Below are 26,406 nucleotides of genomic sequence, written 5' to 3'. Positions count from 1 at the left end.
CATCAATAGGGAAAAATGAAAAACCGCAGTCCGCTTCACTCGGAAGCAGGTACCACGGAACCGTCGGAGGATACCGCAAAACGGGCCACGTTAGCGCGCTGGAACGGTTTCAGATCGACGATACTGCCGCCTTGCTGAACCTCTACCGCCGACGCATTGCCCAGCACGATGCGACCCACCTGCCCCGGCGAATAGCTGCGCCGTTCGCCGGCACGCACCAGCGCTTTTTCGACCGCGCTGCCATCCGGTGACAGAATCTGCACCCAGCTGTCGCCGCTGAAACTCAACGACAAACTGCCGCCACTGGCGACCGCAGCTGCGGGCGCCTCCACGTCGGCCGTGGCCCGCGGCACTGGCGTCATCGACGCGATGTACGGCGCGGGTTGCTCGCGTGGCGCATTGGCCGGCTGCGTTACACCCGCTGCGGGTGTGCCGGTGTTTGCCGCTTCCGGCATGCTGTCCAGCGACACCGTACTCGGCGCCTTGCCATCCAGATGCGAGCGGGTCGCATACCAGACCGGCACGGCGAACACACCGGTGATGACGACATACATCGCCTTGCGCGCGGTGCTTTCGAGAATGCGGCGCGCACGCGGCGTATGCGTATGGCTGACCAGGGTGACCGGTTCGATCGGCGCAATGGTCGCCTGCAGCAACAGCGGCTCCAGGTCCACATGCAGCAGACGCGCATAACTGCGCAGCTGGCCGCGCACGAAGACCGGCGCGCCCAGACGCTGCCACTCTTCCTGCTCCAACGAACGCACCACGTGTGCCGGCATACGCAACTTGCCGGCGACATCTTCCACGCTCAGACCTGCTGCTTCGCGCGCTTCGCGCAAATGCTGTCCGCAGCCCTTTTCCTGCTCGAAAGGGTTCGGATGGGAATCATTGATCACAATGCATTGGCCCCGGGGTTGGCGGTCGCTGCGTCAGGGAATTCCTTGACCAACCGCTGGTGGTAACGGCCGGCGGCTACCTTGTCGCCGAGCCCTTGCTCAATCTGAATGGCGAGTTGTAACACGGAAGCAGTGACCGGTGCAGCCGCAAGACGTCTTTCGATAAACGCGCGGGCTTCGAAATAATTGCGGCGCCCTGCTTCGGAACGTGCCATCGACTCGAGCGCATACGGATTAGCCGGATCCAGTTCGAGTGCCTTGCGCAGATCGCCGACAGCGCGCTCCGGCTGCCCGGCCTTGAGTGCGCAACCGCCTGCATTCCCCAGTGCCGAAGCAGGAGATGCGTAGGTGCGGTCGGTCAACGCACGGTCGAACCAGATCAGCGATTCGGCCGGCGAACCATTCGCACACAACCACGCACCGTAGTTGTTCAACACATCGCCACGCTGCGGGGCGAGTTCTGCCGCGCGACGATACGACGCACCGGAGCCGGCCACATCGCCTCTGGCGCCTTGGATCAGCGCCAACATGCCAATGGCATCCACCGACTGCGAATCTTTTTTCAACGCCGCGCGGACCTGCTCTTCGGCAGCGGCATAGTCACCGGTTTGCAGCCGGTTGCTGGCCAGGCCGAGTTTTTCCTGCACTGCCAGGCGGCTCTTGGTCGCCGTGTTGTCGCGGAACGAATACACCGGTGCGACTTCTTCCACGGTCTTGACCGACCCGGCCTTGGCATTACGACCACCGCAGCCGACCGCGCCAAGCGCGATCGCCACGGCCGCCATTAACGCGAGATCACGCTGCCGCATCGCGATCGGCCTGGCCTTCCAGTGTGCGCAGGAAATCTGCCTGGCGACGGGTACGGTCCATGACCTGCCCCTTGAGCTGCCCGCAGGCCGCGTCGATGTCGTCGCCACGCGTGCGGCGAACCATCGTCAGCACCTGCGCGTCGAGCAGGATCTTCTGGAATGCACGAATCTCCGTCTCGCCAGAGCGCTCGTAGCGCGTGCCCGGGAACGGATTGAACGGAATCAGGTTGACCTTGCCCGCATCCTTGGACTGCACCGCATTGTCGAACTGACGCATCAAGCGGGCCAGCTGACGCGCATGCTCCGGCTGGTCGTTGATGCCCTTCATCAAGGTGTATTCGAAAGTCACCGAATCGCGCTTCTTGTTGCCGCGCAGATAGCGCGCGCACGACTCCATCAGCTCGGCGATCGGGTATTTCTTGTTCAACGGCACCAGGCTTTCGCGCAGCGCGTCGTTGGCGGCATGCAATGAAACCGCCAGCGAGACATCGCTCTCGGTCGACAGCCGGTCGATCATCGGCACCAGGCCGGAAGTCGACAGCGTCACTCGCTTGCTGGCCAGGCCGTAGCCCAGATCGTCGCGCATCACGCTCATCGCGCGCACGACGTTGTCGAAATTCATCAACGGCTCGCCCATGCCCATCATCACCACATTGGTGAGACGACGCTGCTGGTGCGGCACATTACCCAGATGGCGCGCCGCCACCCATACCTGCCCGACGATCTCGGCGGTGGTGAGGTTGCGGTTGAAGCCCTGGGTGGCGGTCGAACAGAAGGTGCAGTTCAAGCCGCAACCGACCTGGGAGGACACGCACAGCGTGCCGCGGCCCTTGTCGGGGATATACACCGTCTCGATTGCGTTCTTGCCGTCGGTGCCCATGGCCAGCAGCCACTTGTGGGTGCCGTCGGTGGAAGGCTTGTCGAACACGACGGTCGGGACGAGGACCTCGGCATGCTGGTGCAACTTCGCACGCAGCGCCTTGCCGAGGTCCGTCATCTGGTCGAAATCGGTGACGTAGCGATGGTGGATCCACTTCATCACCTGATGGGCACGGTAACGCGCTTCGCCGAGCGTGTCGGCGAAGAAGCGCTCCAGTCCCTCGCGGTCGAGGTCGAGCAGGTTCTGCTTGCGCAGTTCCGGGGTACGGACAGGGACGTCCTGCAGCACGGAGGGGATCACGACCTCATTCACGATTCGACTCTCTCGGCCTCAGCGCGAGACCACTTCAGTAGCGGCAAAGAAATACGCGACTTCGTTGGCAGCGTTCTCGACCGAGTCCGAGCCGTGGGCGGCGTTGGCATCGATCGAATCGGCGAAGTCGGCGCGGATGGTGCCCGGCGCAGCGTCCTTGGGATTGGTTGCGCCCAGCAGGTCACGGTGTGCAGCAACGGCGTTCTCGCCTTCCAGCGCCTGGATCACCACCGGGCCGGAGATCATGAACTCGACCAGCGCATTGAAGAACGGACGCTCGCGGTGCACGGCGTAGAAGCCTTCGGCTTCGCGACGCGACAGCTGCTTGTACTTGGCGGCCACGATCTTCAGGCCGGCCTTTTCGAAACGGCTGTAGATTTCGCCGATGACGTTCTTAGCGACGGCATCGGGCTTGATGATGGACAGGGTGCGCTCCAGCGCCATGGGAAGATCTCCGTTGGGCGGGCCACTTGAAGACCCGAGGTTATCATGAAAAAAACCCGCGTCAAAACGCGGGCTTAGGCTTCTTTGCGATGGTCAATTCTATCTCTTAGTGAAGACCTTTGCACACCACCTCCTGAATCGTGCTGCATTGCCGCATGACCGGCGCAGTCTCCAGCCCGTAGACTCAAACAATCGTTTGATTGAGTTCCACCCCTGCGCATGCCCAAGCCCGCTCACTTCTCCACCAAGGACCGCATTCTCGGCGCGGCCGAGGAGCTGTTCGCACAGCATGGCTTCGCCGGCACCTCGCTGCGCCAGCTGACCACCCAGGCCGACGTCAATATCGCCGCGGTCAACTACCACTTCGGCTCCAAGGAAAACCTGGTCAACGAGGTATTCCGGCGCCGCATGGACGAGATGACCACCGCGCGGCTGCAGCAGCTGGAAGCTGCCAAGCGTGCGCATCCGGGCGAACTCACCGCAGTGCTGGCGGCCTTCGTCGAACCTGCCCTGGCGATGGCGCAGGACCGCCAGAGCGGCGGCGCGTTCGTGCGCGTGATCGCACGTGCCTACGCCGAAAAGAACGACAACCTGCGCAAGTTCCTGTCCGATCACTACGGCCATGTGCTGCGCGAATTCGGCAAGGCCATCGCCGCCTGCGTGCCGGGCCTGAGCAAGGAAGAGCTGTACTGGCGGCTGGATTTTCTGGCCGGTGCGCTGACCTATGCGATGGCCGACTTCGGGCTGATCAAGCGCCCGGCCGGCGTCAGCGAGGCCGACCACCGTGCGCGGGCCGCGCGCGAACTGATTCGTTTCGCGGAACCCGGTTTCCGCGCTCATTCCACACCGTAAACGTTCCACCAAGAGGCTAATTGCTATGTCCAATCCCTTGCTAGTCCGTCGCGCCGCCGTGCTCGGTGCCGGCGTCATGGGCGCGCAGATCGCCGCGCACCTCACCAACGCCGGTGTCGACACCGTGCTGTTCGACCTGCCTGCCAAGGAGGGTCCGGCCGACGGCATCGTGCTCAAGGCCATCGCCAACCTCGGCAAGCTCAGCCCCGCCCCGCTGGCCAGCAAGGCGCTGGCCGAGGCGATCACGCCGGCCAACTACGAGAGTGGTCTCGAACAGCTGCGCGATTGCGATCTGATTATCGAGGCGATCGCCGAGCGCATGGACTGGAAGCAGGACCTGTACAAGAAGATCGCCCCGTTCGTGGCCGAGCATGCGGTGCTGGCCTCCAACACCTCCGGCCTGGGGATCAACAAGCTGTCCGACGTACTGCCCGAGCAATTGCGCCACCGCTTCTGCGGCGTGCACTTCTTCAACCCGCCGCGCTACATGCACCTGGCCGAGCTGATTCCAGCCAAGGGCACCGACAAGGCCGTGCTGGAAGGGCTGGAAAGCTTCCTGGTCACCACGCTCGGCAAGGGCGTGGTGTACGCCAAGGACACGCCGAACTTCATCGGCAACCGCATCGGCGTGTTCTCGATCCTGGCCACCATCCATCACACGCAGGAATTCGGCCTGGGTTTCGACGAAGTGGACGGCCTGACCGGCCCGCTGGTCGGGCGCCCGAAGTCGGCGACCTACCGCACCTCGGACGTGGTCGGCCTGGACACGATGGCGCACGTGATCAAAACCATGGGCGACACCCTGCCCGAGGATCCGTGGCACCAGTATTTCAAGTCGCCGAAGTGGCTGGATGCGCTGATCGCCAAGGGCGCGCTCGGCCAGAAGGTCGGCGCCGGCATCTTCCGCAAGGTCGGCAAGGACATCGTGGTGCTGGACCTGCAGAAGCAGGATTACCGCGCCGCTGATCGCACTGCCGCACCGGAAGTGATCGAGATCCTCAAGATCAAGAACCCGGCCGAAAAGTTTGCCAGGTTGCGCGAGAGCCAGCACCCGCAGGCGCAGTTCCTGTGGGCCAGCTTCCGCGACCTGTTCCACTACAGCGCCTATCACCTGGCCGACATCGCCGAGACTGCGCGTGACGTGGATCTGGCGATCCGCTGGGGCTACGGCTGGTCGCTTGGCCCGTTCGAAACCTGGCAGGCCGCCGGCTGGAAGCAGGTGGCGCAGTGGATTGCCGAAGACATCTCGAACGGCAAAAGCATGAGCAGCGCACCGTTGCCGAACTGGGTGTTCGACGGCCGCGATGGCGTGCATGCGGCCGAAGGCTCGTACAGCCCGGCGCGCGATGCCAAGCTGCCGCGCTCGGCACTGCCGGTGTACAAGCGTCAGCGCTTCCCGGATCCGCTGCTGGGCGAGCAGTTCTCCCCGGGCGAGACGGTGTTTGAAAACGACGGCGTGCGCATGTGGCATGACGGCGACGATATCGCCGTGGTCAGCTTCAAGACCAAGATGAACACCGTCTCCGATCACGTGCTCAACGGTCTGCAGGAAGTGGTTGGCCGCGCCGAGAAGGACTTCGCCGGGCTGGTGATCTGGCAGCAGAAGGAGCCCTTCTCCGCTGGTGCCGATCTGGCCGGTGCATTGGGTCTGCTGCAGGCCGGCAAGGTGGATGCGTTCGAAGCATTGGTCGCCAACTTCCAGGCCACCAGCCAGCGCATCAAGTACGCGCAGGTCCCGGTGATTTCGGCCGTGCGCGGCCTGGCGCTGGGCGGCGGTTGCGAGTTCCAGATGCATAGCGCCAAGACCGTGGCCTCGCTGGAAAGCTACATCGGCCTGGTCGAGGCCGGCGTCGGCCTGCTGCCGGCCGGTGGTGGCTTGAAGGAAATCGCCGTGCGCGCATCGATTGCCGCCGGCCCGGGTGGCGATGTGTTCGCCGAGCTGAAGAAGACCTTCGAAACCATCGCGATGGCCAAAGTCTCCAACTCTGCGGTCAATGCCCAGGAACTGGGCCTGCTGCGCGCCACCGACAAGATCGTGTTCAACAGCTTAGAAGCGCTGCACATCGCCAAGGCCGAAGCGCGCGCACTGGCCGAAGGCGGCTACCGGGCGCCGCTGCCGGCACGCCGCATCCAGGTCGCCGGCGACGTCGGCATCGCCACCTTCAAGATGCTGCTGGTCAACATGCTGGAAGGCCGCTTCATCAGCGAATACGACTACGAAATCGCCACCCGCATCGCCACGGTCATGTGCGGCGGCGAAGTGGATCGCGGCGCGCTGGTCGACGAAGAATGGCTGCTCAAGCTGGAGCGCAAGCACTTCGTCGAACTGGCCCAGCAGGAAAAGACCCAGGCGCGGATTGGGCACATGCTCAAGACGGGTAAGCCACTCAGGAACTGAGAATCAGGAGTGGGGAATCGGGAATGGGTAAAAGCCCAACCGACTCCCCGCTTCTCCCCACTATTCTGCCGGGTAATGAAAATGGCGAACTCAGGCGAATCCGCACTTGCGATTCCCGACTCCCCATTCTCGATTCCCGGCTATCGGAGATAGCCATGAGCAAGCAGATTCAAGAAGCCTACATCGTCGCCGCCACCCGTACCCCGGTCGGCAAGGCGCCCAAGGGCGTGTTCCGTAATACCCGTCCCGACGACATGCTGGCGCACGTGCTGCGTGCGGTGGTGGCGCAGGCGCCGGGCATCGATCTGTCGCGGATCGACGACGCCATCATCGGCTGCGCCATGCCCGAGGGCGAGCAAGGCATGAACGTGGCGCGCATCGGCGTGCTGCTGGCCGGCCTGCCCAATTCCGTGGCAGGTCAGACCATCAACCGCTTCTGTTCGTCCGGCATCCAGGCCGTGGCGATGGCGGCCGACCAGATCCGTCTGGGCAACGCCGACCTGATGCTGGCCGGCGGCACCGAGTCGATGTCGATGGTGCCGATGATGGGCAACAAGGTCGCCATGTCGCCGAACGTGTTCGCCGACGACCATGTCGCCATCGCCTATGGCATGGGCATCACCGCCGAGAAGGTCGCCGAGGAATGGAAGGTCTCGCGCGAGGATCAGGATGCATTTGCGCTTGCCTCGCATCAAAAAGCCATCGCTGCGATCGCCGCTGGCGAGTTCCGCGATGAGATCACCCCGTACGAAATCCTCTCGCATCAGCCCGACCTGCAAGGCAATGTCATCGCGCTGCGCAAGCGCCTGGTCGACACCGACGAAGGCCCGCGCCCGGACAGCTCGCTCGAAGGCCTGGCCAAACTGCGCCCGGTGTTCCGCAACGGCCAGTTCGGCGGCAGCGTCACCGCCGGCAACTCCTCGCAGATGAGCGACGGCGCCGGTGCGGTGCTGCTGGCCTCCGAGCAGGCGATCAAGGACTACGGCCTGACACCGCTGGCGCGCTTTGTCAGCTTCTCGGTGGCCGGCGTACGTCCTGAAGTGATGGGCATCGGCCCGATCGCGGCGATTCCCAAGGCGCTCAAGCAGGCCGGCCTGACCAAGGACCAGATCGACTGGATCGAGCTCAACGAAGCTTTCGCCGCGCAGGCATTGGCGGTGATCCGCGACAGCGAACTGGACCCGTCCAAGGTCAACCCGCTGGGCGGCGCGATCGCTCTGGGCCACCCGCTGGGCGCGACCGGCGCGATCCGTGCCGCCACCCTGGTGCACGGCCTGCGTCGCCGGCAGCAGAAGTACGGCATGGTCACCATGTGCATCGGCACCGGCATGGGCGCGGCGGGCATTATCGAAGCGCTGTAAGCCGCTGCCTGGCGCGCGATCGGGATGTTGTCACGATCTCGCTTTACATCGATATGCAGTGATCGAGAGGGTGTGCGAAAGCACGCCCTCTCTTACTTTCAGCGCGCCACCAGCCATTGACCGGTGCGCGCACCCAAAAACACCAAGGCCAAGCCGGCCACCAGCGTGATTGCCAGATACACGCCGATCATCGCGGAGCGATCGGTGCGCGCAAACACCAGGCATTCCATCATCAACGACGAGAACGTGGTCAGCCCGCCGATCACACCGACGATCAACAAGGCCCGCAGCGGCCAGCTGGATGGCCCGCGCGCATCAAGCCACACCAGCAGCACACCGGCGACGAACGAACCGACCAGGTTCACGGTCAGGGTGCCCCATGGAAATCCTGTGCCGAAGCGCTGCAGCAAGGACGCGCCAATGGCAAAGCGCAGGCCCGATCCGAGCGCGCCGCCGGTCATCGCCAGCAGCAATTGCTGCCACCACACCGGTGCGTTCATGCGCGCTTTCCGCAATGGATTGGCTGCGTCTGCAAGTGCGTGTCGTGCATTGTCATTCCTGAAAGCTGCGAACAAAACGTGGCGAGCTCGCATCAGGTCATCAACGGCGCGCTCTAACCGGATTGTACGAGTGGTGACGCCGTACCGAGCATCGGCTGCGTGCGCTCAGTGGCCGCGCGTTCGTTTTCTCGCTGGCTTCAAGTCGATAAACACTCGCCGGGCACAGAACGCCGTGCCGGCAGGGTTGGCAAACACATCCCCTTGACGCAGACGGCGTGCAGCTCCAAGGCGCGATGCTATCCAGCGTTGTCACCGCTTATCCCGCCGGCTTGCGGGCCTTCTCAGCCCTGGCCTGTTCGCGCGCCGCGCGCAAACGATCGAGCTTTTCCTTGAGCTTGATCTCCAGCCCGCGCGGCACCGGGTTGTAAAAGACCCGCTCGCCCATCGCATCGGGGAACCCGGTCTGATCCAGCGCAATGCCGCCTTCGGTGTCGTGGTCGTACTGATAATCCTGCCCGTAACCGAGCGTCTTCATCAGCTTGGTCGGCGCATTGCGCAGGTGCAGCGGCACCTCTTGGGTGCCGGTGGCGCGCACTTCGGCCTTGGCCTGATTGAAGGCCGCGTAGCCGGCATTGGACTTGGCGGTGCTGGCCAGATACAGCACCAGTTGCGCGAACGCCAACTCGCCTTCCGGGCTGCCCAGACGCTCGTAGATGTCCCAGGCTTCCAACGCCATGCTCTGCGCGCGCGGATCGGCCAGGCCGATATCCTCGATCGCCATGCGGGTCAGCCGCCGCGCCAGATATGCCGGGTCGCAGCCGCCATCGAGCATGCGGGTCAGCCAGTACAGCGCGGCATCGGGATTGGAACTACGCACCGATTTGTGCAGCGCCGAGATCTGGTCGTAGAACTGCTCGCCGTTCTTGTCGAAGCGACGGGTGCGGTCGGCCAGCACCTGCAGCAGCGTCTGCGGGGTGATCTCGCCGCCCTCGCCCGTCGCCAGTTCCGCGGCGATCTCCAGCAGCGTCAGTGCGCGGCGTACATCGCCATCGGCGGCGCTGGCGATTTCCAGCAGCGAGGCATCGGTGACCTGGATGGTCTCCTGCCCCAGCCCGCGCTCCGAATCATGCAAGGCCCGCTGCAAGGCCTCGACGATGTCCTGCGGCGAAACGCCTTCCAGCACATGCACGCGGCAACGCGATAGTAATGCGGAGTTCAATTCGAAGGATGGATTTTCGGTGGTCGCACCGACGAACAGAATCGTGCCGCGCTCGATATGCGGCAAAAACGCGTCCTGTTGCGCCTTGTTGAAGCGATGCACCTCATCGACGAACAACACCGTGCGGCGCCCGCTGGCAAAGCGTTGCGCGGCCTCGGCCAATACCTGGCGCACTTCCGGCAATCCCGACAACACCGCCGAGATCGCCTTGAATTCGGCATCCGAGTAATGCGCCAGCAGCAGCGCCAGGGTGGTCTTTCCGCAACCGGGCGGTCCCCACAGGATCATCGAATGCACGCGACCGGATTCCACCGCGCGTCGCAATGCGCTGTCGGGTGCCAGCAAGCGTTTCTGCCCGACCATCTCGTCGAGGGTGCGCGGACGCATGCGCTCGGCCAGCGGGCGCAGATGCTCGCCATCTACGCTGAGCAGATCGGCTTCGGGAGCGATGGGGAGCTTGGTTCGTGCCACGCATCATTGTATCGCGTAAGCAAACGGCCTTCTGCGAAGAAGGCCGTTGTCAGTGCGGATGCGTCGAACGAGGGCTTACTGCGCGTCGCCGACCACGTCCACACCCTTGCCAGGCGTATAGCGAAAGGTGTCTGCAGCGAAGGCAGGATTGCGCTTCCAGCCGCTGAAGCTGATGGCGGTGCGCTGGCCGACCGCGTCCACCACCTCCATCTTGGCCAGACCTTCCTTGCCGAATCCCAGCGAGGCCATCTGGAAGCTGGCTTCGGTATCCACCTTGGGCGTCAGCGAGAGCCACTGCAGCCCATCACGCGGCGCGGCTTCTTCGCTGACGTCGTATTGCTTGTCCAGGCGTGCCGGATCAATCAAGGCGACCAAGGGGCTGTTCTGTTCTTCGCTGCCCTGCGCGCGCACGGTGACCTGCTCTAGGTCCGGGTCGAACACCCACACCTTCTTGCCGTCGGCAACGATCAGCTGCTTGTAGGGCTTGGCGTATTCCCAACGGAACTGGCGCGGCGCCGACAATGCCACCCGCCCGCTCGAGCTTTCCTTGACCCGGCCATTGGCATCGGAGACCTGCTGGCTGAACTGCCCGTCCAGCCCTTTGAGGCCGCGCGTGAACGTATCCAGCTCCTGACGTGCACCGGCAAATGCGGTGCTGGCGAACAGGGCTGTGGCGAGGACGGCATAACGGAGCTGGCGATGCATCGCGGTCTTCCAAAAGGGAATGCGTGGATTCTGATACTTCATAGATGAATGGGCGAGCGCTATCGCCTGCCGCGCTCGGATCGCGGTTGCGACAAACCAATCCATCTCACTGTGCCGTCTGCACCCTGGACAGATCGCCATACACGATCTGCCCGCGAAACCCGCGCCGCACCTGCTGGTAGAGCTCGCGGAATGCGCGGTAATCCTGCGGCTGACACAGCGCCTGCGGCCCACGCACTGCGGCACGCTGCAGCCGATGCACCGCGGTCACCGTCTGCCCTTGGCGCGTCCACTCGACCGCATACTCGCCGGCGGCATTGCGAAAGGTGCTGCTACGCGGGATCGCGATGATCGGCACCGTCGCCGGGAAGCTCACCACATAGGTTTCTTCGCGCACGCTGTCGTTGCAGTAGAACGGAGTCAGATTGTCTTCGGCCGAGGTGGTCGTATAGATCCCGCGTGTCGATTCGGCACCGGGCATATCGGGCAAGGTCATGCCGCCGACCACCGAAAAATCCACCGCATCGTTGGCCTGGAACGCGTAGCGGTAATTGAATGGCGCATCCAGATCCAGCGGGTCGCCCTGGATCAGCAGATCGCCGGTGCCGTCGAAGCCGGACTGGGCAATGATCGATTCTTCGATGCGATTGCGGTTCTGCGCGTTGAGTTGCACGAACATCGCGCGCAAGCCCACCTCGCCGGTCTGCCCGCTATCCAGCATGGTCATGCCTTGCAGGCCGCCTTGCGGGGTGAAGCGATACTCGGTGCGCGCGACGTAGCGGTTGACCTTGCGGTCGTTGGGCGGGGTGTGCGTGACCTTGCCGTCCAGCGTATGCACCACCGGCGCACCGAGGTCGCCGGCCGGCAACTGGCCGAAGCGCGCGTAGGGGTTGGTCGAGTCCACGTAGAGATCGAACGCCGGGATGTAGGTGATCGCATGGTTGAAACGACCAAGCACCGGAATCGGCGGCAGCGTCGGCCCGCCCTCGGCGCCGATCAGCACCGGCGTACTGGCAATGCCCTTGGCGGCCAGCAAGGCTTCCAGGATCACGGTGTGATCCTTGCAGTCGCCATAGTGGTTCGCCAGGATGCTGTCGGCGCTGTTGGGTTCCAGCCCGCCGTTGCCCAGGTACACCGCCACGTAGCGGATATTGCGCGCCACCCAGGCGTACAACGCCGCCGCCTGCGCACGCGGGTCGTCGATGCCACGCGTCACCTCGTCGGCCAGCGACTGGATCGCCGGCGTCACCGCAGCAGCGCGGCCGCCTTTGACGTGGTAGGCCAGGCCCATCTGCGACCAGCTGTCGAAGGTGCTGGCCATCAAGGTCGGGCTGAATTCCCAGGTCGCCGCGCTCCAGTTCTGGTTCTTCATCGGCGTGGCACGCTGGTAGCGCCATTCCCAGCGCGCCTGATCGCCGCGCACCACCGGCTTGGTGCCGCCCTGCAGCCCGCGCACCGACAAATGCATAGGCAAGACCTTCGGCGCCACCAGCGTGATCACCGCATCGTCGTACTGCGCGAACACGCTGAAGGTTTCCCACAGGCTGAAATAACCGGGGAAGTACGGGGTGTTCTGCGCACGCCGCACGCGGTAGATGATGCGCGCGCCCGGTGCCAGATTCGGGAACACCACCACCTTGACCTTGCGGTCGGCGTACATCGCTGCCGCCGCACTGGAATAGCTTTCCTGGGTGTAGATCTTGTCGGCCGCCACGTCCTGGCGCAGCCCCTCGGTGGTAACCGTGTAGGCCTGCAGCACCTCCAGAGTTTCCATCTTCTCGCTATAGCTCAGCCGCACCTGGCTGAACTGCTCCACTGCCGATTTGGTCTTGAGCAGGATCTCGTATTCGTCGGTTTCAACGCTGCTGGCGTCGGCACGTACTTCGTAGTCGGCGCGATAGCGCACGAAACTGTAGTTGGTGTCGGCCTGCGTGCGTGCGGCAGCGGCGGTAGGCGCGGCCTGCTGCTGGGCCTGAGCCAGCAGCGGCAATGAGATCAGCAGCAGAAGCAGCAACACAGGACGACGCAGCATGGGTCTCGATCACGACGGGCCGGAGCGGCCCTTGCTCAACAGGGTAGCCGGTGTGCGCGGCAGCGTCAAGCACCGGCCTCCAACATCGCCGCATCCATGTGGCTGCGGGTACGCGCACGCAATCCGGATAAGAGCGGCCGACAAAACCAAGCAGCAAGCTGTCTGGTGCGGTGTCCTCGCCGATTGCGGGACGCGGCCTCTCGCCACGGTTTGTTAGCCGCCCCTAAGCCCGGAACGCGGCGCCACGTGTAAGCCGACACGCGCCGCGTTGCCGGTTGCCGGTTGCCGATTACTTGGGCGGCGGCGGTGCCAGCACGGTACGGTCGCCATTGTGCTCTGGCTGGCTGACCACGCCGGCCGCTTCCATCGCTTCGATCAAACGCGCGGCGCGGTTGTAGCCGATCTTCAAGCGCCGCTGCACGCCGGAGATCGAGGCACGCCGGGTTTCGGTGACGATGCGCAAGGCCTCGTCGTACAACGGGTCGGACTCGTCGCCGCCACCGCCGCTGCTTTCGGGCAGGCCGGTCGCACCCACCACGGTGCCGTCGCCCATGGTCTGCACTTCGTCCAGCACGCCTTCGACGTAGGACACCGGCCCGCTGGCCTTGAGGTGCTCGACCACCCGATGCACTTCCTCGTCACTGACGAAGGCGCCGTGCACGCGGTCCGGCAGCGCCGTGCCCGGCGGCAGATACAGCATGTCGCCGTTGCCCAGCAACGCCTCGGCCCCGGACTGATCCAGGATGGTGCGCGAATCGATCTTGGAACTGACCTGGAACGCCACACGGGTTGGAATATTGGCCTTGATCAAGCCGGTGATGACGTCCACCGACGGCCGCTGCGTGGCCAGGATCAGATGGATACCAGCCGCACGCGCCTTCTGTGCCAGACGCGCGATCAGCTCTTCGACCTTCTTGCCGACGATCATCATCATGTCGGCAAATTCGTCGATGAAGATCACGATGAACGGCAGCGACTCCAGCGGCCGCGGCGCCTCACCCAATTCGGGATTGGGCTTGAACAGCGGGTCCATCATCGGCTGGCCGGCGTCGATGGCGTCCTTGATCTTCTTGTTGAAGCCGGCCAGGTTGCGCACGCCCACCGCGCTCATCAGCTTGTAGCGGCGCTCCATCTCGGCCACGCACCAGCGCAGGCCGTTGGCGGCCTCCTTCATGTCGGTGACCACCGGCGCCAGCAGATGCGGGATGCCCTGATAGACGCTCAGTTCGAGCATCTTCGGGTCGATCATCAGCATCCGCAGTTCCTTGTGCGAGGCCTTGAACAGCAGGCTCAGCACCATTGCATTGACCGCCACCGACTTGCCCGAACCGGTGGTACCGGCCACCAGCAAGTGCGGCATGCGCGCCAGATCGGCCACCGTCGGGCGCCCGGCAATGTCCTTGCCCAACGCAAGCGTCAACGGGCTGGGCGACTTGTCGTATTCCTTGGAGCGCAGCAACTCGGACAGGAAGATCATCTCGCGGGTGACGTTGGGGATCTCTAACCCCACCACCGACTTGCCCGGAATCACGTCCACCACGCGCACCGACTTGACCGACAGCCCGCGCGCGATGTCCTTGTCCAGCGAACTGATCTGGCTGACCTTGATGCCTGGGGCCGGTTCGATCTCGAAACGGGTGATCACCGGACCCGGATAGGCCCCGACCACCTGGGCCTCGATGCGGAAGTCCTTGAGCTTGAACTCGATCTGCCGCGATAGCGTTTCCAGCGTTTCTTCCGAATAGCCCTTGGCCTGCGGCTTGGGGTCGTCCAGCAGCGCCAGCGGCGGCAGATCGGAGCCATCGGTGCTCACGCCCTGGAACATCGGAATCTGGGTGTCGCGCTTGGCGCGCTCGCTCTTTTCAACCACCGGTGCCGGCGGCGGCTCGATCTTGACCGGCTCACGCTTGGCCTGCTTGACCGCATCGACCTTGCGCACTTCCTCGCGCTCTTCGCGCATCACGCGGGTCTGCTGCCACTCGGTGGCCTGATGGGTCTTGCGCTGCATCAGCGGCCCCAACGCCAACACGCCCTTACCGATACGTTCCATCAGCGCAAACCACGACAACCCCGTGGCCAGCGTGATCGACACCAGCAACAACACCATCACGAACAGGTTCGCGCCTAACGCACCGAACCCGGCGCTCAGCGAATTGCTGACCAACCGCCCCAGGATGCCGCCGGCCCCGGCCACATCGCCGGTGAACAGGCGCAGGTGCAGGAAGCCGGTCGAAGAAATCAGGAACCCCACCATGCCGACCAGGCGCAGGGCCGGCCCCAGATCGGCCTCGGCCTGCCCTTCCTTGTCCATGCCGAACAAGGCGATCCAGGCCACCGCGCCCAGCACCACCGGCAGCAGGAACGCCACATAACCAAACAGCTGCAGCAGCACGTCCGCCGTCCATGCACCGACCCGGCCGCCCATGTTGTGCACCGGCGCGACCACGCTGCCGGTCTGCGACCAGCCCGGATCGGCCGCCGAATAGGTGAACAGGCTGGCCAGCAGATACAGCAGCAACGGCGCCACCGCGATCAATGCCAGATCGCGCCAGAGCTTTTGCCGACGCGGATTATCCGCCACCGCCGTCTTGCGCGAGGACGGTTTGCCCTCTGCGGGCTTGCTGCGTTCGGGAACCTGCTTTGCCACCTGTAGCCAGACCTTAGAAATATGCTGTTAGTGATTGATAATAAACGACTGACGCCACAGTTTCAGCTGTTGAACTTCACCGCTTGCCTTGGCACCAGCCAGTCAACGAAAAACGCCGCACAAGGCGGCGTCGACTACGCGTACTGGGTGGACCATGCCATCTGCGGTTCATGCAGTTCCATCGCGCCGCCTTGATTCACCGGGTGGGGACCGCCACTCTATGCCGCCACAGGGGCGCGAATTCATGCGCCAGCCCTGTCTTTTCCTAGATCGCGAGTATACATGAGCGCCTCATCTGCCAGTCCCGCCAAGCATTCCCGCCTGCTGATCCTGGGCTCCGGCCCGGCCGGCTGGACCGCCGCGGTCTATGCCGCGCGCGCCAACCTCAAGCCGGTGGTGATCACCGGCCTGCAGCAGGGCGGCCAGCTGATGACCACCACAGAGGTCGACAACTGGCCGGGCGACCCTCATGGCCTGATGGGCCCGGACCTGATGAGCCGCATGCAGGCGCATGCCGAGCGCTTCGAGACCGAAGTGATCTTCGATCACATCCACACCGCCGATCTCTCGCAGCGCCCGTTCCGCCTGAGCGGCGACAGCGCCGAGTACACCTGCGATGCGCTGGTGATCGCCACCGGTGCCACCGCCAAGTACCTGGGCATCCCCAGCGAAGAAGCCTTCAAGGGCCGCGGCGTGTCTGCCTGCGCCACCTGCGACGGGTTCTTCTACAAGGACCAGGACGTGGTCGTGGTCGGCGGCGGCAATACCGCAGTCGAAGAAGCGCTGTACCTGTCCAACATTGCCCGCAAGGTCTACTTGGTGCACCGCCGCGACACGCTGCGCGCCGAAAAGATCATGCAGGACAAGCTGTTCGCCAAGGTCGCCGCCGGCAAGATCGAAACCGTCTGGCACCACGCCATCGACGAAGTGCTGGGCAACGATGCCGGAGTCACCGGCGTGCGGGTCAAGTCCACCCTCGACGGCAGCACCCGCGAGATCGTTGCGCACGGCTTCTTCGTCGCCATCGGCCACCATCCCAACACGCAGTTGTTCGACGGCCAGCTGGCGATGAACAACGGCTACCTGGAAATCCGCTCCGGTCTGAACGGCGCGGCGACCGAGACCTCGGTCAGCGGCGTGTTCGCTGCCGGCGATGTCGCCGACCAGCACTACCGCCAGGCGATCACCTCGGCTGGGTTCGGCTGCATGGCCGCGCTGGATGCCGAGCGTTATCTCGACAAGAGCGCCTGAGGTGGCTGACCGCCGGCCGTGCCGTGCGGGCAGCCTCGCTCCCCACGGGCCGCACGCATGAGCGTGACCGCCCGCTGGTGCCGCCGGCTGGACGAGCTTCCGGCCGGCGCCTGGGATGCGCTGCACGACGGCACCCATCCCTTCGTGTCTTATGACTTCCTGCAAGGCCTCGAACGCGAGGGATGCCTGCGCCCGGATTGGGGCTGGAACCCGTTGCACCTGACCCTGTGGGATGGCGACACGCTGGTCGCCGCTGCGCCGGGCTATCTCAAGAACAACTCCCATGGCGAGTTCGTGTTCGATCACGCCTGGGCTCATGCCTACGCCCGCTACGGGCAGGAGTACTTCCCCAAGTGGCTGTGCGGCGTGCCCTACTCGCCGGTGACTGGCCCTCGCCTGCTCGGCGCGGCGCAATGGCGGCCGCAGCTGCTCGCGGCGATGCGTGAACTGGTGGAGCGCAGCGGTCTGTCGTCGGCCCACGTGAATTTCTACCCAGTCGACGAAGACGCCGCGTTCGACGCCGATTGGCTGGAGCGCAACGACCTGCAATACCACTGGCATAACGCCAGCGGCTGGAACGATTTCGAAAGCTTTCTGGCAGCGATGGATCACAAACGGCGCAAGAACATCCGCCAGGAGCGCGCCAAGGTGCAGCGCGCCGGCGTGCAGTTGCGCGTGGTGCACGGCGACGAGGCCAGCGCTGCCGATCTGGACGCGATGTACGGCTTCTACCTCAAGACCTTCAACGAATACGGCAACTCGCCGGCTTTGACGCCGGAATTCCTGCGACACCTGGCCCAGCACCTGCCACGTCAACTGGTGATGTTTCTGGCCGAACTGGACAGACACCCAATTGCCGGCGCGCTGTGCCTCCGCGGCCACGACACGCTCTACGGACGCTACTGGGGCGGCGAAGCGCTACCGGGGCTGCACTTCGAAACCTGCTATTACCAAGGCATCGAATATTGCCTGCGCGAAGGCCTGAGCCGGTTCGAACCGGGCGCCCAGGGCCAACACAAGATCGCGCGGGGCTTTTTGCCGACGCTGGTGCGCAGCCGCCACTGGATCGCCGACCCGGCCTTTCGCGAACCGCTGGCGCAATGGTGCGCGGATGAGCGCGAGGCTGTCGCCCAGCATGCGCGTGAGCTGTTCGAGCACAGCCCATTCCGTGATTAAAGGCGCGCGCTTGGCATTGAGCTCCGTCGTTTAGTAGCTGCCTCCAGTGCGAATGGCATAACACGCTCTAAACTCCCCGCATGTCGCGCCCCTCCCCTACCTGCTTGACGCCGATCCTGCCGCGCCGTTTCCGCCCGTCGAGCACGCCTTGCGCGAACCGGACGGCTTGCTCGCACTCGGCGGCGATCTGTCGCCGCAGCGGTTGCTCAATGCGTATGCGCACGGCGTATTCCCGTGGTTCTCCGACGACCAGCCGATCCTGTGGTGGAGCCCGGATCCGCGCACGGTCTTTCGTACCGATGCCGTGCATCTGTCCTCGCGCTTTCGGCGCAAACTGCGCAGCAGCACCTGGACCGTGCGTGCCGACACTGCCTTTGCGCAGGTGATCGACGCTTGCGCATCGGTACCGCGCGCAGGCCAGCACGGCACATGGATCACCGCACCGATGCAGCAGGCCTACATCGAACTGCACCGCCTGGGCCACGCGCATTCGCTGGAAGTGTTCGATGGTGCGCGCTTGATTGGCGGCATCTACGGCGTGGCGATCGGCCAGATGTTTTTCGGCGAAAGCATGTTCAGTGCCGAAAGCGGCGGCTCGAAGGTGGCGCTGGCAGCACTCGCTGAGTATCTGCATGGCTGCGGATGGCCACTGATCGATGCGCAGGTGGAAAACCCGCACCTGATGCGCCTCGGCGCGCAACGCCTGCCACGCGCGCAGTTCCTGCAGCAGGTGCGGCGGCAGGTCGCCCAACCCGCCCCGCCCGGCAACTGGTCCGAGCGCTACGGCGAGCGGCCTGCCAGCGCGCTCGCTGAAGTCCGCTTAACATAAAATTTGCACCGGGGGGAGATGGAGCGTAAAATGCTGTCCCCTACGGCCCTCCCGGGCCAGCCGTGATTGCACAGGATTACATGTCGAAAGACGACTCCATTGAATTCGAAGGCAGCGTCAGCGAGACGCTCCCCAACACCACGTTCCGGGTCAAGCTGGAAAACGGGCATGAAATCATCGCCCATATCTCCGGCCGTATGCGCAAGAACTACATCCGCATCCTGACCGGCGACCGGGTCAAAGTTGAGATGACTCCCTACGACCTGACTAAGGGTCGTATTACCTACCGCATGAAGTAAGCGGTTCTGGTGTGAGACGCGAGGCGGCCACTGGCCGCCTTTCGTCGTGCCTGCGATTTGTGTGGCGGAGACGAGCGCGATGCCGCAGACACAAAAAAAGCCGCTCGAATGAGCGGCTTTTTGTTTCAAGACCGCAACGCGATCAGTCGACAGTTGCCGGCAGCAAACGCTCCGGTTCCGGATGTGCTTCCACCACCAGCTCGCCATCCTTGACGTCGATGTTGACCCGGCCACCAGCGATCAGCTTGCCGAACAACAACTCGTCGGCCAGCGGGCGCTTGATCTTCTCCTGGATCACGCGCGACATCGGGCGTGCACCCATCAGCGGATCGAAACCATGCTGGGCCAGCCAGTCGCGCGCGGTCGGGGTTGCCGACAGCGAGACGTGCTTTTCCTGCAACAGCATTTCCAGTTCGATGATGAACTTGTCCACCACCCGCAGGATGTGATCGAAGCCCAACGGCTGGAACTGCACGATCGCATCCAGACGGTTGCGGAACTCAGGCGTAAAGCCACGACGGATCGACTCCATCGCATCGGTGGAATGATCCTGCTTGGTAAAGCCGATCGAGCGCCGCGATGCCTGCGTGGCACCGGCATTGGTCGTCATCACCAGGATCACATTCTTGAAGTTCGCCTCGCGCCCGTTGGTGTCGGTGAGGATGCCGCGATCCATGACCTGCAACAGAATGTTGAAGATGTCCGGGTGCGCCTTCTCCACTTCGTCCAGCAGCAGCACGCAGTGCGGCGTCTTGACCACCTTCTCGGTCAGCAGGCCGCCCTGGTCGAAACCGACATAGCCCGGAGGCGCGCCGATCAGGCGGCTGATCGAATGCGCTTCCATGTACTCGGACATATCGAAACGCACCAGCTCGATGCCCAACTGCAGCGCGAGCTGCTTGGTCACCTCGGTCTTGCCCACACCGGTGGGACCGGCAAACAGGAAGTTGCCGATCGGCTTTTCCGGATTGGCCAGACCCGAACGCGCCAGCTTGATCGACCCGGCCAGCGTCTCGATCGCCGGGTTCTGCCCGAAGATCACCATCTTCAGATTGCGCTCCAGATGCTGCAGCACGTCCTTGTCGGTCGCGCTGACCTGCTTGGCCGGAATCCGCGCCATCTTGGCGACGATGGTCTCGATTTCCTCGATATCGATCAGCTCCTTGCGCTTGCCTTCCGGCATCAACCGCTGACGCGCACCGGCTTCGTCGATCACATCGATCGCCTTGTCCGGCAGCAAGCGGTCGCCGATGTGCTTGACCGACAGATCCACGGCGGCCTGCAGCGCGTCGTCGGCGTAGGTCACGCCATGGTGCGCTTCGTACTTGGGCTTGAGGCCCTGCAGGATTTCAAAGGTCTCGCCCACGGTCGGCTCGACGATGTCGATCTTCTGGAAGCGACGCGCCAACGCACGGTCTTTTTCGAAGATGCCGCGGTATTCCTGGAACGTGGTCGAACCGATGCAACGCAGCTCGCCAGACGACAGCGCTGGCTTGATCAGATTGGACGCATCCATGGTGCCGCCCGACGCAGAACCCGCGCCGATGATGGTGTGGATTTCGTCGATGAACAGCACTGCGTTGGGCACCTTCTTCAGCGCCGCCAGCACACCCTTGAGGCGCTTTTCGAAATCGCCGCGGTATTTGGTGCCGGCCACCAGCGCGCCCAGGTCGAGCGAGAAGATGACCGCCTCGGCGAGCACCTCGGGCACGTCGTTGTCGACGATGCGCTTGGCCAGGCCTTCGGCGATCGCGGTCTTGCCCACGCCGGCCTCGCCCACGTACAGCGGGTTGTTCTTGCGCCGGCGGCACAGCACCTGGATGGTGCGCTCGATTTCGTCGGCACGGCCGACCAATGGGTCGATCTTGCCGTTACGGGCCTGCTCGTTGAGGTTGGTGGCGAACTCGGCAAGCGCATCGCCCTTGGCCTCGCCTTCCCCACCTTCGCTCTTGGGCTCGCCATCGGACGCGGACGGCTGCTCGCCGTCTTCACCCAGCTTGGCGATGCCGTGCGAGAGGTAATTGACGATATCCAGGCGGGTGATGTCCTGCTGATTCAGGAAATACACCGCGTGCGAGTCCTTTTCGCCGAAGATCGCGACCAGCACATTGGCGCCGGTGACTTCCTTCTTGCCCGAGGACTGCACGTGATAGACAGCGCGCTGCAGCACCCGCTGGAAGCCGAGGGTTGGTTGCGTATCGCGGCCATCGTCTTCTGCCAGGCGCGAGACCGAGGCCTCGATCGCCTGTTCCAGGTCGTTGTGCAAGCGCACCTGGTCCGCACCGCAGGCCTTGAGGACGGCCTGGGCGGAAGGGTTGTCCAGCAGCGAGAGCAGCAGGTGCTCGACGGTCATGAATTCATGACGCGCCTCGCGTGCTCGCTTGTAGCACTGGCCGATGGTTTGCTCTAGGTCTTTGCTGAACATTGGTAACTCCGAACGGCTGTTGCCAACAATATGCGGCTTTTGTTGGGATTTACCACAACCCTATCGGATAGGTATGTTCAGACGGCGTTAGCATATGATTGCAGCCACAGTGTTGCACTGCTGGAATGATCCTGGACCGAGCTCAGGTCTGCTCCATCGTGCACAGCAGCGGGTGCTGGTTCATCCGCGAAAACTCGTTGACCTGCGCCACTTTGGACTCGGCGACCTCGCGGCTGTAGACCCCGCAGACACCGCGCCCGCGCGTATGGACATGCAGCATGACCTGGGTCGCCTGCTCCAGGCTCAGGTTGAAAAACTGCTCCAGAACGGTCACCACGAAGTCCATCGGGGTGTAGTCATCGTTCAGCAGAAGCACCTGATAACGCGGCGGTGGCGCCACTTCAGGCTTGCTGGCTTCGACCATCAGGCCGTGATCGTGTTCGTGCGTAGTATTACGAGGCATGTGGCCATTATACGGTTCATCGTTGCGCGCATTGGACGATTTGCGCCGCGGCCCGCACAATTTGTCTCCGATTCCCTGGCTGGCCCTTGATGACCGATTCCGTGACCGCGCTGCCAATGGCACCGTCGTGCGCCTCCGTTACGCAACGATCCACGCCGCCGCTTGGTACGCGTAATCGTTCGAGCCGAGCTGTGGGCCGGGTTGTGATCGTGGCGGGCGCGGATGCCACGCGCCGGTTTTCCATCGACCGGAACCAACATCGATGAACATACCCGTAGAACGCTGGCACACGGATGTCACCGTCGCCACTGTGGTGGTGCGCGACGGGCGCTTTTTGCAGGTGGAGGAGACCATCGGCGGCCGCCTGCTATTGAATCAGCCGGCCGGACATCTGGAGCCGAACGAAAGTTTGCTGGACGCAGCGGTGCGCGAAACCCTGGAAGAGACCGGCTGGGATGTGCAGCTGACCCAGTTCATTGGCACCTACCAGTGGGTGGCGCCAAGCGGCCAGTGTTTTCTGCGCTTTGCCTTCGTCGCCGATGCGCTGACCCACCACCCTGGGCGCAGCCTGGATACTGGGGTGGTGCGCGCACTGTGGATGACTCCGGAAGAACTACACAGCGCGGCCGGCCGGCTACGCAGTCCTCTGGTGTGGGAAGTGGTGAAAGATTATCTGGCCGGTCAACGCTATCCGTTGGCGTTGGTGCAGCACATCGCATGAGTACGCCGCGCATCATCGTTGGCGTGTCCGGGGGCGTGGATTCGTCGGTGGCCGCCTGGCGGCTTGCCCAGCAAGGCGAGTCGATCGCCGGGCTGTTCATGCAGAACTGGGCCGACGACGGCACCGGCGATTGCCGCGCCGAAGATGATCGTCGTGATGCGGTGGCGGTGTGCGGGGTGCTGGGGATCCCGTTTCACTTCCGCGATTTTTCCAGCGAATACTGGGGCGGCGTGTTCGAGCATTTTCTGGCCGAATACGCGGCCGGGCGCACGCCCAACCCGGACGTGCTGTGCAACCGCGAGGTGAAGTTCAAGCATTTCCTGGACGCGGCCCAGGCACTGGGCGCCGAACGCATCGCCACCGGTCACTACGCGCGGGTGGCGCACAGCGGCGGGCGTTGGCGGTTGTTGCGCGGTGCCGATCGCGGCAAGGATCAGAGCTATTTCCTGCATCAACTGGGGCAGACCCAGCTGGCGGCGACGTTGTTTCCGATCGGCGATCTGGAAAAAAGTACGCTGCGCCGGATCGCCCAGGACGCCAGCTTGCCGACGCATGCCAAGAAGGATTCCACCGGCATCTGCTTCATCGGCGAGCGCGACTTTCGCGAGTTCCTGGGCCGTTATCTGCCCGCGCGTACCGGCGAGATCCGCGACCCGAAGGGGCAACGCATTGCCGAGCATCCGGGGGTGTTCTATTTCACCCTGGGTCAGCGCGAAGGCCTGAACATCGGCGGCATGCGTGGGCGTGCTGCGGCGCCGTGGTATGTGGTAGGCAAGGATGTGGCGAGCAACGTGTTGTACGTCGATCAGGACCGCGACAGCCCGCTGCTGCAATCGCACTGGCTACAGTCCGAGCAGGCCCATTGGGTCACCGGGGCGCCGCCGGCACGCAGCTTCAGTTGCACCGCACAGACGCGCTACCGGCAGCCCGATGAACCGTGCACGGTGAAGGTGCGCGACGATGGCAGCGTAGAGGTGCGTTTCGAGCGGCCGCAGCGTGCGGTGACGCCGGGGCAGTCGCTGGTGTTGTACGACGGCGAAGAATGCCTAGGGGGCGCAGTGATTGCGACCACCGATGCGCCGATGGAACGCCAATTGGCGGGATCTTCTTTTTTACCTGAGGTAGTGGCTTGATGAGTTCTTCCATGGATCACCGTGTGCTGGCGCTGGCCGGCGTCGTCCAGGCCTTGCAGCAGGTGCGGCGGATCGCCGAGACCGGGCATTCGGAAGCGGCGACGGTACGTACCGCCATGGATAGCGTGTTCCGGGTGGATGCCTCCTCGCCGGAGGCCGTGTACGGCTCGCCAACCGATCTGGCGCCAGGCCTGCGGCTACTGCATAACTATTTCCGGAATCAGGGCCAGGACGAGGTGTTGCCGCGCCTGGCGCTGGCGGTGCTGCAGCTGGAGCGCCGCTTCGTGCGCGACACCGCCACTGTCACCACCGTGTCCAACGGGATCGAGGCTGCGGCGCGTCAGGCACAGACCCTGGGCGACAGTGGCCACCCCGACGTGCTGAGCGCGCTGGGCGCGCTGTATGCGCAGACCATCAGCCACTTGCGTCCCAAGGTGATGGTGCAAGGCAACCCGCATTATCTGGGCCAGGCTGGCGTAGTCGCAGAAATCCGCGCCTTGCTGCTGGCAGCGGTCCGCTCGGCCGTGTTGTGGCGCCAGATGGGTGGCAGCCTGTGGGATTTTCTGTTTGCCAAGCGCGCAATGCTCGAAGCGGTGGACCGCGCGCTGCGTTGAGTTCCGCGACAAACATGCTTTGCTGCATGCGCTAGCGGCCGCTGGCGCGCGTCAACAGCGGTTGAATGGGCGAGACGATGTGGCGATCGTCGCTAAAGACAAAGGGGGTACGGCCGATACAGCAACCGTGACTCTGCCGAGAACGCCCATGTATTCACGTCCACTGATCCGTCTAGCCGCCCCTTTGGCTCTGACCTTGCTGTTTCCCTTCGCTGTCGGATTCGACTGGCCCGCTTCGGTGCGCTGGGCGATCCTGGCGACCATGACCCTTAGTTGGTTGGTTTTCGCTGCCTGGGTGACGTATTCCCAGTTCCGGCGCAATCCTGACCAGACCCGCATCCTGCGCGAGCAGGACCAACTGCTCAACGAACTGCGTACGTTCGTCAGCAACGAAGTCGACGGTTCGCGCTCGGAAGTCGAGCGTGCCCGCGAACTGATCCGCCAGGCCGTGTCCGGTCTGGGTGGCAGCTTCGAAGCGATGAACCGCAAGTCGCGTCAGCAAAGCCAGGCACTGGCCCGCATCGTCGACCGTGCCGGTGACGATGGCAGCGCCGGCGTCGACGTCGCCCGCTTCGCCCAGCACGCCAGCTCCCGCATGGAGCAATTGGTGGAAGCGCTGGAACAGGTGAGCGGCCAAAGTACCAACACGGTGCATCACATCGATGAGATGGCGCAGCACCTGGATGGCATCTTTGCGCTGCTGGAAGACGTCAAGTCGATTGCCGACCAGACCAACCTGCTGGCCTTGAACGCCGCCATCGAAGCAGCACGTGCCGGTGAAGCCGGTCGCGGCTTCGCGGTGGTCGCCGACGAGGTGCGCAACCTGTCAGAGCGTTCCACCACCTTCAACGAACAGATCCGCAAGCTGGCACACAGCTCCAAGGAATCGATCTCCAAGGTGCGTGAAACGGTCTCGCAGCTGGCCTCGCGTCACATGGACCGCTCCCGCGAAGCGCGCCATGAATCGGCGGCGATGCTGGAGAATGTCGCTCAGATCAACGCCTCGTTGGGCGATGGCATGCGCGAAATTTCCGAGTGCGCTCGCTCCATCGACGGTAGCGTGGCCGAAGCGGTGCGTGCCCTGCAGTTCGAGGACATCGCCACGCAGACGCTGAGCGGCATCCACACTCACCTCGATCGCCTCACCGCGATCAACCGTGAAGCGGTGGCGCTGCAGGAACTGCTGCATCGCAATGGCGGCGTGTACGACAGCGATCTGGTCGCCGCGCTGCAGAAGGTGTCTACCCGCCTGCGCGATATGCGTGTGGAATGGGAGCGCCCGCCGCACAAGCCGGTGGCGCAGCAAGGCATGGGTGCCGGCACGGTCGAGTTGTTCTAAGACCGATGCCACGCACCATCTGACCCCGACATTCCCCGGCCACCCCGGGGATTTGTCGTTCCGCAACGACCTGGTGTTCCGCTCATGACGCTTCTCACCCCGACCGTCGATAGACCCACCGCCGTGCTGGAATCAGCCGTCGTTGCGGCCGCACAGGCCGAGCGTATCGCGCAGAGCGCCGCAGCAAAGCCCACGCCGCGTCGCGTGCGCATGCCGGCCGCGTTGGAACGGCTGGAATGCGCGGCACGTGCGGAGGTGCAGGCATTGATCCATCCGCGCCGTAGCAGCAGCGAAGAAGAATTGCTGTTCGCCACCGTGGCCTGGGATCTGGGCCTGGACGGTGCTGCGGTCAGCGTGTCCGGACGCTGATGTCGAAACGGCGGGGCGTGCCTCGGCAGGCGCCCCGCTGGTTGTCATGACTGCCTGAGTTATCGATGATGGGTTAGGCAGTGCCGACAAGCCTGGCTCTGAACCACGCAGCACCTTTCGATTGCAGCATCAGGGTGACGTCTCCCCTGCCCGTCTGCTCTGCGACTTCTGCGACACGACACAACTTGATGCTTCGATCGATGCGATGTCATGGGAACAATGTGGCACGACACCTCTTGCGCGCGAGTGCGCTTGCGAGAT

23 protein-coding genes are annotated in these 26,406 nt (G+C 64.0%); 12 read left to right on the top strand and 11 right to left on the bottom strand.

Translation table 11 applies throughout. The features are described 5' to 3' along the window. Positions 1 to 35 precede the first annotated feature (35 nt). From NDY25_RS21775 to ndk, 4 genes are read right to left on the bottom strand one after another with little or no spacing between them, the layout of a single operon-like run. Positions 36 to 896, bottom strand: coding sequence for a RodZ domain-containing protein (locus tag NDY25_RS21775; protein WP_168959511.1), 861 nt, complete (start codon positions 894 to 896; stop codon positions 36 to 38). Further along, a complete protein-coding gene (pilW, locus tag NDY25_RS21770) occupies positions 893 to 1,681 on the bottom strand; it encodes a type IV pilus biogenesis/stability protein PilW (protein ID WP_168959544.1) in 789 nt (262 codons plus the stop codon). The genes NDY25_RS21775 and pilW overlap by 4 nt, the downstream gene beginning before the upstream one ends. A gap of 10 nt (positions 1,682 to 1,691) precedes the next feature. Then, positions 1,692 to 2,897 (bottom strand): dual-specificity RNA methyltransferase RlmN, encoded by a 1,206-nt coding sequence (gene rlmN / locus NDY25_RS21765; protein WP_023903986.1) that lies wholly within the window; start codon positions 2,895 to 2,897, stop codon positions 1,692 to 1,694. A gap of 18 nt (positions 2,898 to 2,915) precedes the next feature. Further along, positions 2,916 to 3,341: a nucleoside-diphosphate kinase gene (gene ndk / locus NDY25_RS21760; RefSeq protein ID WP_006448732.1), complete on the bottom strand. Its 426-nt coding sequence runs from the start codon at positions 3,339 to 3,341 to the stop codon at positions 2,916 to 2,918. A gap of 219 nt (positions 3,342 to 3,560) precedes the next feature. Here ndk and NDY25_RS21755 point away from each other — a divergent pair, with 219 nt between their 5' ends. The 3 genes from NDY25_RS21755 to NDY25_RS21745 all read left to right on the top strand — a co-directional run bounded on the left by NDY25_RS21755 (position 3,561) and on the right by NDY25_RS21745 (position 7,952). Beyond that, positions 3,561 to 4,193: a TetR/AcrR family transcriptional regulator gene (locus NDY25_RS21755; RefSeq protein ID WP_006448733.1), complete on the top strand. Its 633-nt coding sequence runs from the start codon at positions 3,561 to 3,563 to the stop codon at positions 4,191 to 4,193. 25 nt (positions 4,194 to 4,218) lie between these two features. Beyond that, positions 4,219 to 6,591 carry a 3-hydroxyacyl-CoA dehydrogenase/enoyl-CoA hydratase family protein gene (locus tag NDY25_RS21750; protein WP_168959512.1) on the top strand — a complete coding sequence of 791 codons (2,373 nt, stop codon included), beginning with the start codon at positions 4,219 to 4,221 and terminating at the stop codon, positions 6,589 to 6,591. A gap of 155 nt (positions 6,592 to 6,746) precedes the next feature. Continuing rightward, positions 6,747 to 7,952 (top strand): acetyl-CoA C-acyltransferase, encoded by a 1,206-nt coding sequence (locus tag NDY25_RS21745; protein ID WP_014507726.1) that lies wholly within the window; start codon positions 6,747 to 6,749, stop codon positions 7,950 to 7,952. 98 nt (positions 7,953 to 8,050) lie between these two features. On the opposite strand, the gene crcB is transcribed toward NDY25_RS21745, so the two are convergent. From crcB to NDY25_RS21720, 5 genes are all read right to left on the bottom strand, one after another. After that, on the bottom strand, positions 8,051 to 8,452 hold the full coding sequence (gene crcB / locus NDY25_RS21740; RefSeq protein ID WP_006448736.1) for a fluoride efflux transporter CrcB: 402 nt from the start codon (positions 8,450 to 8,452) through the stop codon (positions 8,051 to 8,053). Between the two features lie 316 nt (positions 8,453 to 8,768). After that, positions 8,769 to 10,058 carry a replication-associated recombination protein A gene (locus tag NDY25_RS21735; RefSeq protein ID WP_218974120.1) on the bottom strand — a complete coding sequence of 430 codons (1,290 nt, stop codon included), beginning with the start codon at positions 10,056 to 10,058 and terminating at the stop codon, positions 8,769 to 8,771. A gap of 159 nt (positions 10,059 to 10,217) precedes the next feature. After that, positions 10,218 to 10,889 carry an outer membrane lipoprotein periplasmic chaperone LolA gene (gene lolA, locus NDY25_RS21730; RefSeq protein ID WP_168959514.1) on the bottom strand — a complete coding sequence of 224 codons (672 nt, stop codon included), beginning with the start codon at positions 10,887 to 10,889 and terminating at the stop codon, positions 10,218 to 10,220. A gap of 64 nt (positions 10,890 to 10,953) precedes the next feature. Next, a complete protein-coding gene (locus tag NDY25_RS21725) occupies positions 10,954 to 12,879 on the bottom strand; it encodes a DUF3857 domain-containing transglutaminase family protein (protein WP_168959515.1) in 1,926 nt (641 codons plus the stop codon). Positions 12,880 to 13,168: 289 nt separating this feature from the next. After that, entirely contained in the window at positions 13,169 to 15,526 is a 2,358-nt protein-coding gene (locus NDY25_RS21720) for a DNA translocase FtsK (protein ID WP_006448849.1), read from the bottom strand. A 282-nt stretch (positions 15,527 to 15,808) separates the two neighbouring features. Between NDY25_RS21720 and trxB the strand changes: the two genes are divergently transcribed. From trxB to infA, 4 genes are all read left to right on the top strand, one after another. Further along, positions 15,809 to 16,777, top strand: a complete 969-nt coding sequence (gene trxB / locus NDY25_RS21715) for a thioredoxin-disulfide reductase (protein ID WP_115038962.1) — start codon at positions 15,809 to 15,811, stop codon at positions 16,775 to 16,777. 57 nt (positions 16,778 to 16,834) lie between these two features. Next, entirely contained in the window at positions 16,835 to 17,953 is a 1,119-nt protein-coding gene (locus NDY25_RS21710; RefSeq protein WP_168959516.1) for a GNAT family N-acetyltransferase, read from the top strand. A gap of 100 nt (positions 17,954 to 18,053) precedes the next feature. Further along, entirely contained in the window at positions 18,054 to 18,782 is a 729-nt protein-coding gene (gene aat / locus NDY25_RS21705) for a leucyl/phenylalanyl-tRNA--protein transferase (RefSeq protein ID WP_256628022.1), read from the top strand. Positions 18,783 to 18,862: 80 nt separating this feature from the next. Then, positions 18,863 to 19,081 (top strand): translation initiation factor IF-1, encoded by a 219-nt coding sequence (gene infA, locus NDY25_RS21700; protein WP_002813418.1) that lies wholly within the window; start codon positions 18,863 to 18,865, stop codon positions 19,079 to 19,081. Positions 19,082 to 19,223: 142 nt separating this feature from the next. Here the strand turns inward: infA and clpA are convergent, their stop codons facing one another. Next, positions 19,224 to 21,506 carry an ATP-dependent Clp protease ATP-binding subunit ClpA gene (gene clpA / locus NDY25_RS21695; RefSeq protein ID WP_168959518.1) on the bottom strand — a complete coding sequence of 761 codons (2,283 nt, stop codon included), beginning with the start codon at positions 21,504 to 21,506 and terminating at the stop codon, positions 19,224 to 19,226. A gap of 142 nt (positions 21,507 to 21,648) precedes the next feature. Beyond that, positions 21,649 to 21,969: an ATP-dependent Clp protease adapter ClpS gene (gene clpS / locus NDY25_RS21690; protein ID WP_043889778.1), complete on the bottom strand. Its 321-nt coding sequence runs from the start codon at positions 21,967 to 21,969 to the stop codon at positions 21,649 to 21,651. Between the two features lie 262 nt (positions 21,970 to 22,231). Between clpS and NDY25_RS21685 the strand changes: the two genes are divergently transcribed. From NDY25_RS21685 to NDY25_RS21665, 5 genes are all read left to right on the top strand, one after another. After that, positions 22,232 to 22,690: an NUDIX hydrolase gene (locus NDY25_RS21685; protein ID WP_168959519.1), complete on the top strand. Its 459-nt coding sequence runs from the start codon at positions 22,232 to 22,234 to the stop codon at positions 22,688 to 22,690. Continuing rightward, positions 22,687 to 23,823: a tRNA 2-thiouridine(34) synthase MnmA gene (mnmA, locus tag NDY25_RS21680; protein ID WP_168959520.1), complete on the top strand. Its 1,137-nt coding sequence runs from the start codon at positions 22,687 to 22,689 to the stop codon at positions 23,821 to 23,823. Before NDY25_RS21685 ends, mnmA begins: the two co-directional genes overlap by 4 nt. Beyond that, positions 23,823 to 24,437, top strand: a complete 615-nt coding sequence (hflD, locus tag NDY25_RS21675; protein WP_168959521.1) for a high frequency lysogenization protein HflD — start codon at positions 23,823 to 23,825, stop codon at positions 24,435 to 24,437. The genes mnmA and hflD overlap by 1 nt, the downstream gene beginning before the upstream one ends. A 61-nt stretch (positions 24,438 to 24,498) precedes the next feature. After that, a complete protein-coding gene (locus NDY25_RS21670) occupies positions 24,499 to 25,776 on the top strand; it encodes a methyl-accepting chemotaxis protein (protein ID WP_176340961.1) in 1,278 nt (425 codons plus the stop codon). A gap of 84 nt (positions 25,777 to 25,860) precedes the next feature. Beyond that, on the top strand, positions 25,861 to 26,145 hold the full coding sequence (locus NDY25_RS21665; RefSeq protein WP_168959522.1) for a hypothetical protein: 285 nt from the start codon (positions 25,861 to 25,863) through the stop codon (positions 26,143 to 26,145). Positions 26,146 to 26,406: the final 261 nt, after the last annotated feature.

The sequence above is a fragment of the Xanthomonas hortorum pv. pelargonii genome (assembly GCF_024499015.1).
Taxonomy (GTDB): domain Bacteria; phylum Pseudomonadota; class Gammaproteobacteria; order Xanthomonadales; family Xanthomonadaceae; genus Xanthomonas; species Xanthomonas hortorum_B.
Note: the sequence above shows the minus strand (reverse complement) of the source record. Positions and strands in the feature narration are given on the sequence as shown.

Excerpts from the sequence above, each read along its gene's own strand:
- pilW (WP_168959544.1), bottom strand. The coding sequence starts at position 1,681 with ATGGCGGCCGTGGCGATCGCGCTTGGCGCGGTCGGCTGCGGTGGTCGT.
- ndk (WP_006448732.1), bottom strand. The coding sequence starts at position 3,341 with ATGGCGCTGGAGCGCACCCTGTCCATCATCAAGCCCGATGCCGTCGCT.
- NDY25_RS21755 (WP_006448733.1), top strand. The coding sequence starts at position 3,561 with ATGCCCAAGCCCGCTCACTTCTCCACCAAGGACCGCATTCTCGGCGCG.
- NDY25_RS21750 (WP_168959512.1), top strand. The coding sequence starts at position 4,219 with ATGTCCAATCCCTTGCTAGTCCGTCGCGCCGCCGTGCTCGGTGCCGGC.
- NDY25_RS21745 (WP_014507726.1), top strand. The coding sequence starts at position 6,747 with ATGAGCAAGCAGATTCAAGAAGCCTACATCGTCGCCGCCACCCGTACC.
- crcB (WP_006448736.1), bottom strand. The coding sequence starts at position 8,452 with ATGAACGCACCGGTGTGGTGGCAGCAATTGCTGCTGGCGATGACCGGC.
- NDY25_RS21735 (WP_218974120.1), bottom strand. The coding sequence starts at position 10,058 with ATGCGTCCGCGCACCCTCGACGAGATGGTCGGGCAGAAACGCTTGCTG.
- lolA (WP_168959514.1), bottom strand. The coding sequence starts at position 10,889 with ATGAAGTATCAGAATCCACGCATTCCCTTTTGGAAGACCGCGATGCAT.
- NDY25_RS21725 (WP_168959515.1), bottom strand. The coding sequence starts at position 12,879 with ATGCTGCGTCGTCCTGTGTTGCTGCTTCTGCTGCTGATCTCATTGCCG.
- trxB (WP_115038962.1), top strand. The coding sequence starts at position 15,809 with ATGAGCGCCTCATCTGCCAGTCCCGCCAAGCATTCCCGCCTGCTGATC.
- NDY25_RS21710 (WP_168959516.1), top strand. The coding sequence starts at position 16,835 with ATGAGCGTGACCGCCCGCTGGTGCCGCCGGCTGGACGAGCTTCCGGCC.
- infA (WP_002813418.1), top strand. The coding sequence starts at position 18,863 with ATGTCGAAAGACGACTCCATTGAATTCGAAGGCAGCGTCAGCGAGACG.
- clpA (WP_168959518.1), bottom strand. The coding sequence starts at position 21,506 with ATGTTCAGCAAAGACCTAGAGCAAACCATCGGCCAGTGCTACAAGCGA.
- clpS (WP_043889778.1), bottom strand. The coding sequence starts at position 21,969 with ATGCCTCGTAATACTACGCACGAACACGATCACGGCCTGATGGTCGAA.
- NDY25_RS21685 (WP_168959519.1), top strand. The coding sequence starts at position 22,232 with ATGAACATACCCGTAGAACGCTGGCACACGGATGTCACCGTCGCCACT.
- mnmA (WP_168959520.1), top strand. The coding sequence starts at position 22,687 with ATGAGTACGCCGCGCATCATCGTTGGCGTGTCCGGGGGCGTGGATTCG.
- hflD (WP_168959521.1), top strand. The coding sequence starts at position 23,823 with ATGAGTTCTTCCATGGATCACCGTGTGCTGGCGCTGGCCGGCGTCGTC.
- NDY25_RS21665 (WP_168959522.1), top strand. The coding sequence starts at position 25,861 with ATGACGCTTCTCACCCCGACCGTCGATAGACCCACCGCCGTGCTGGAA.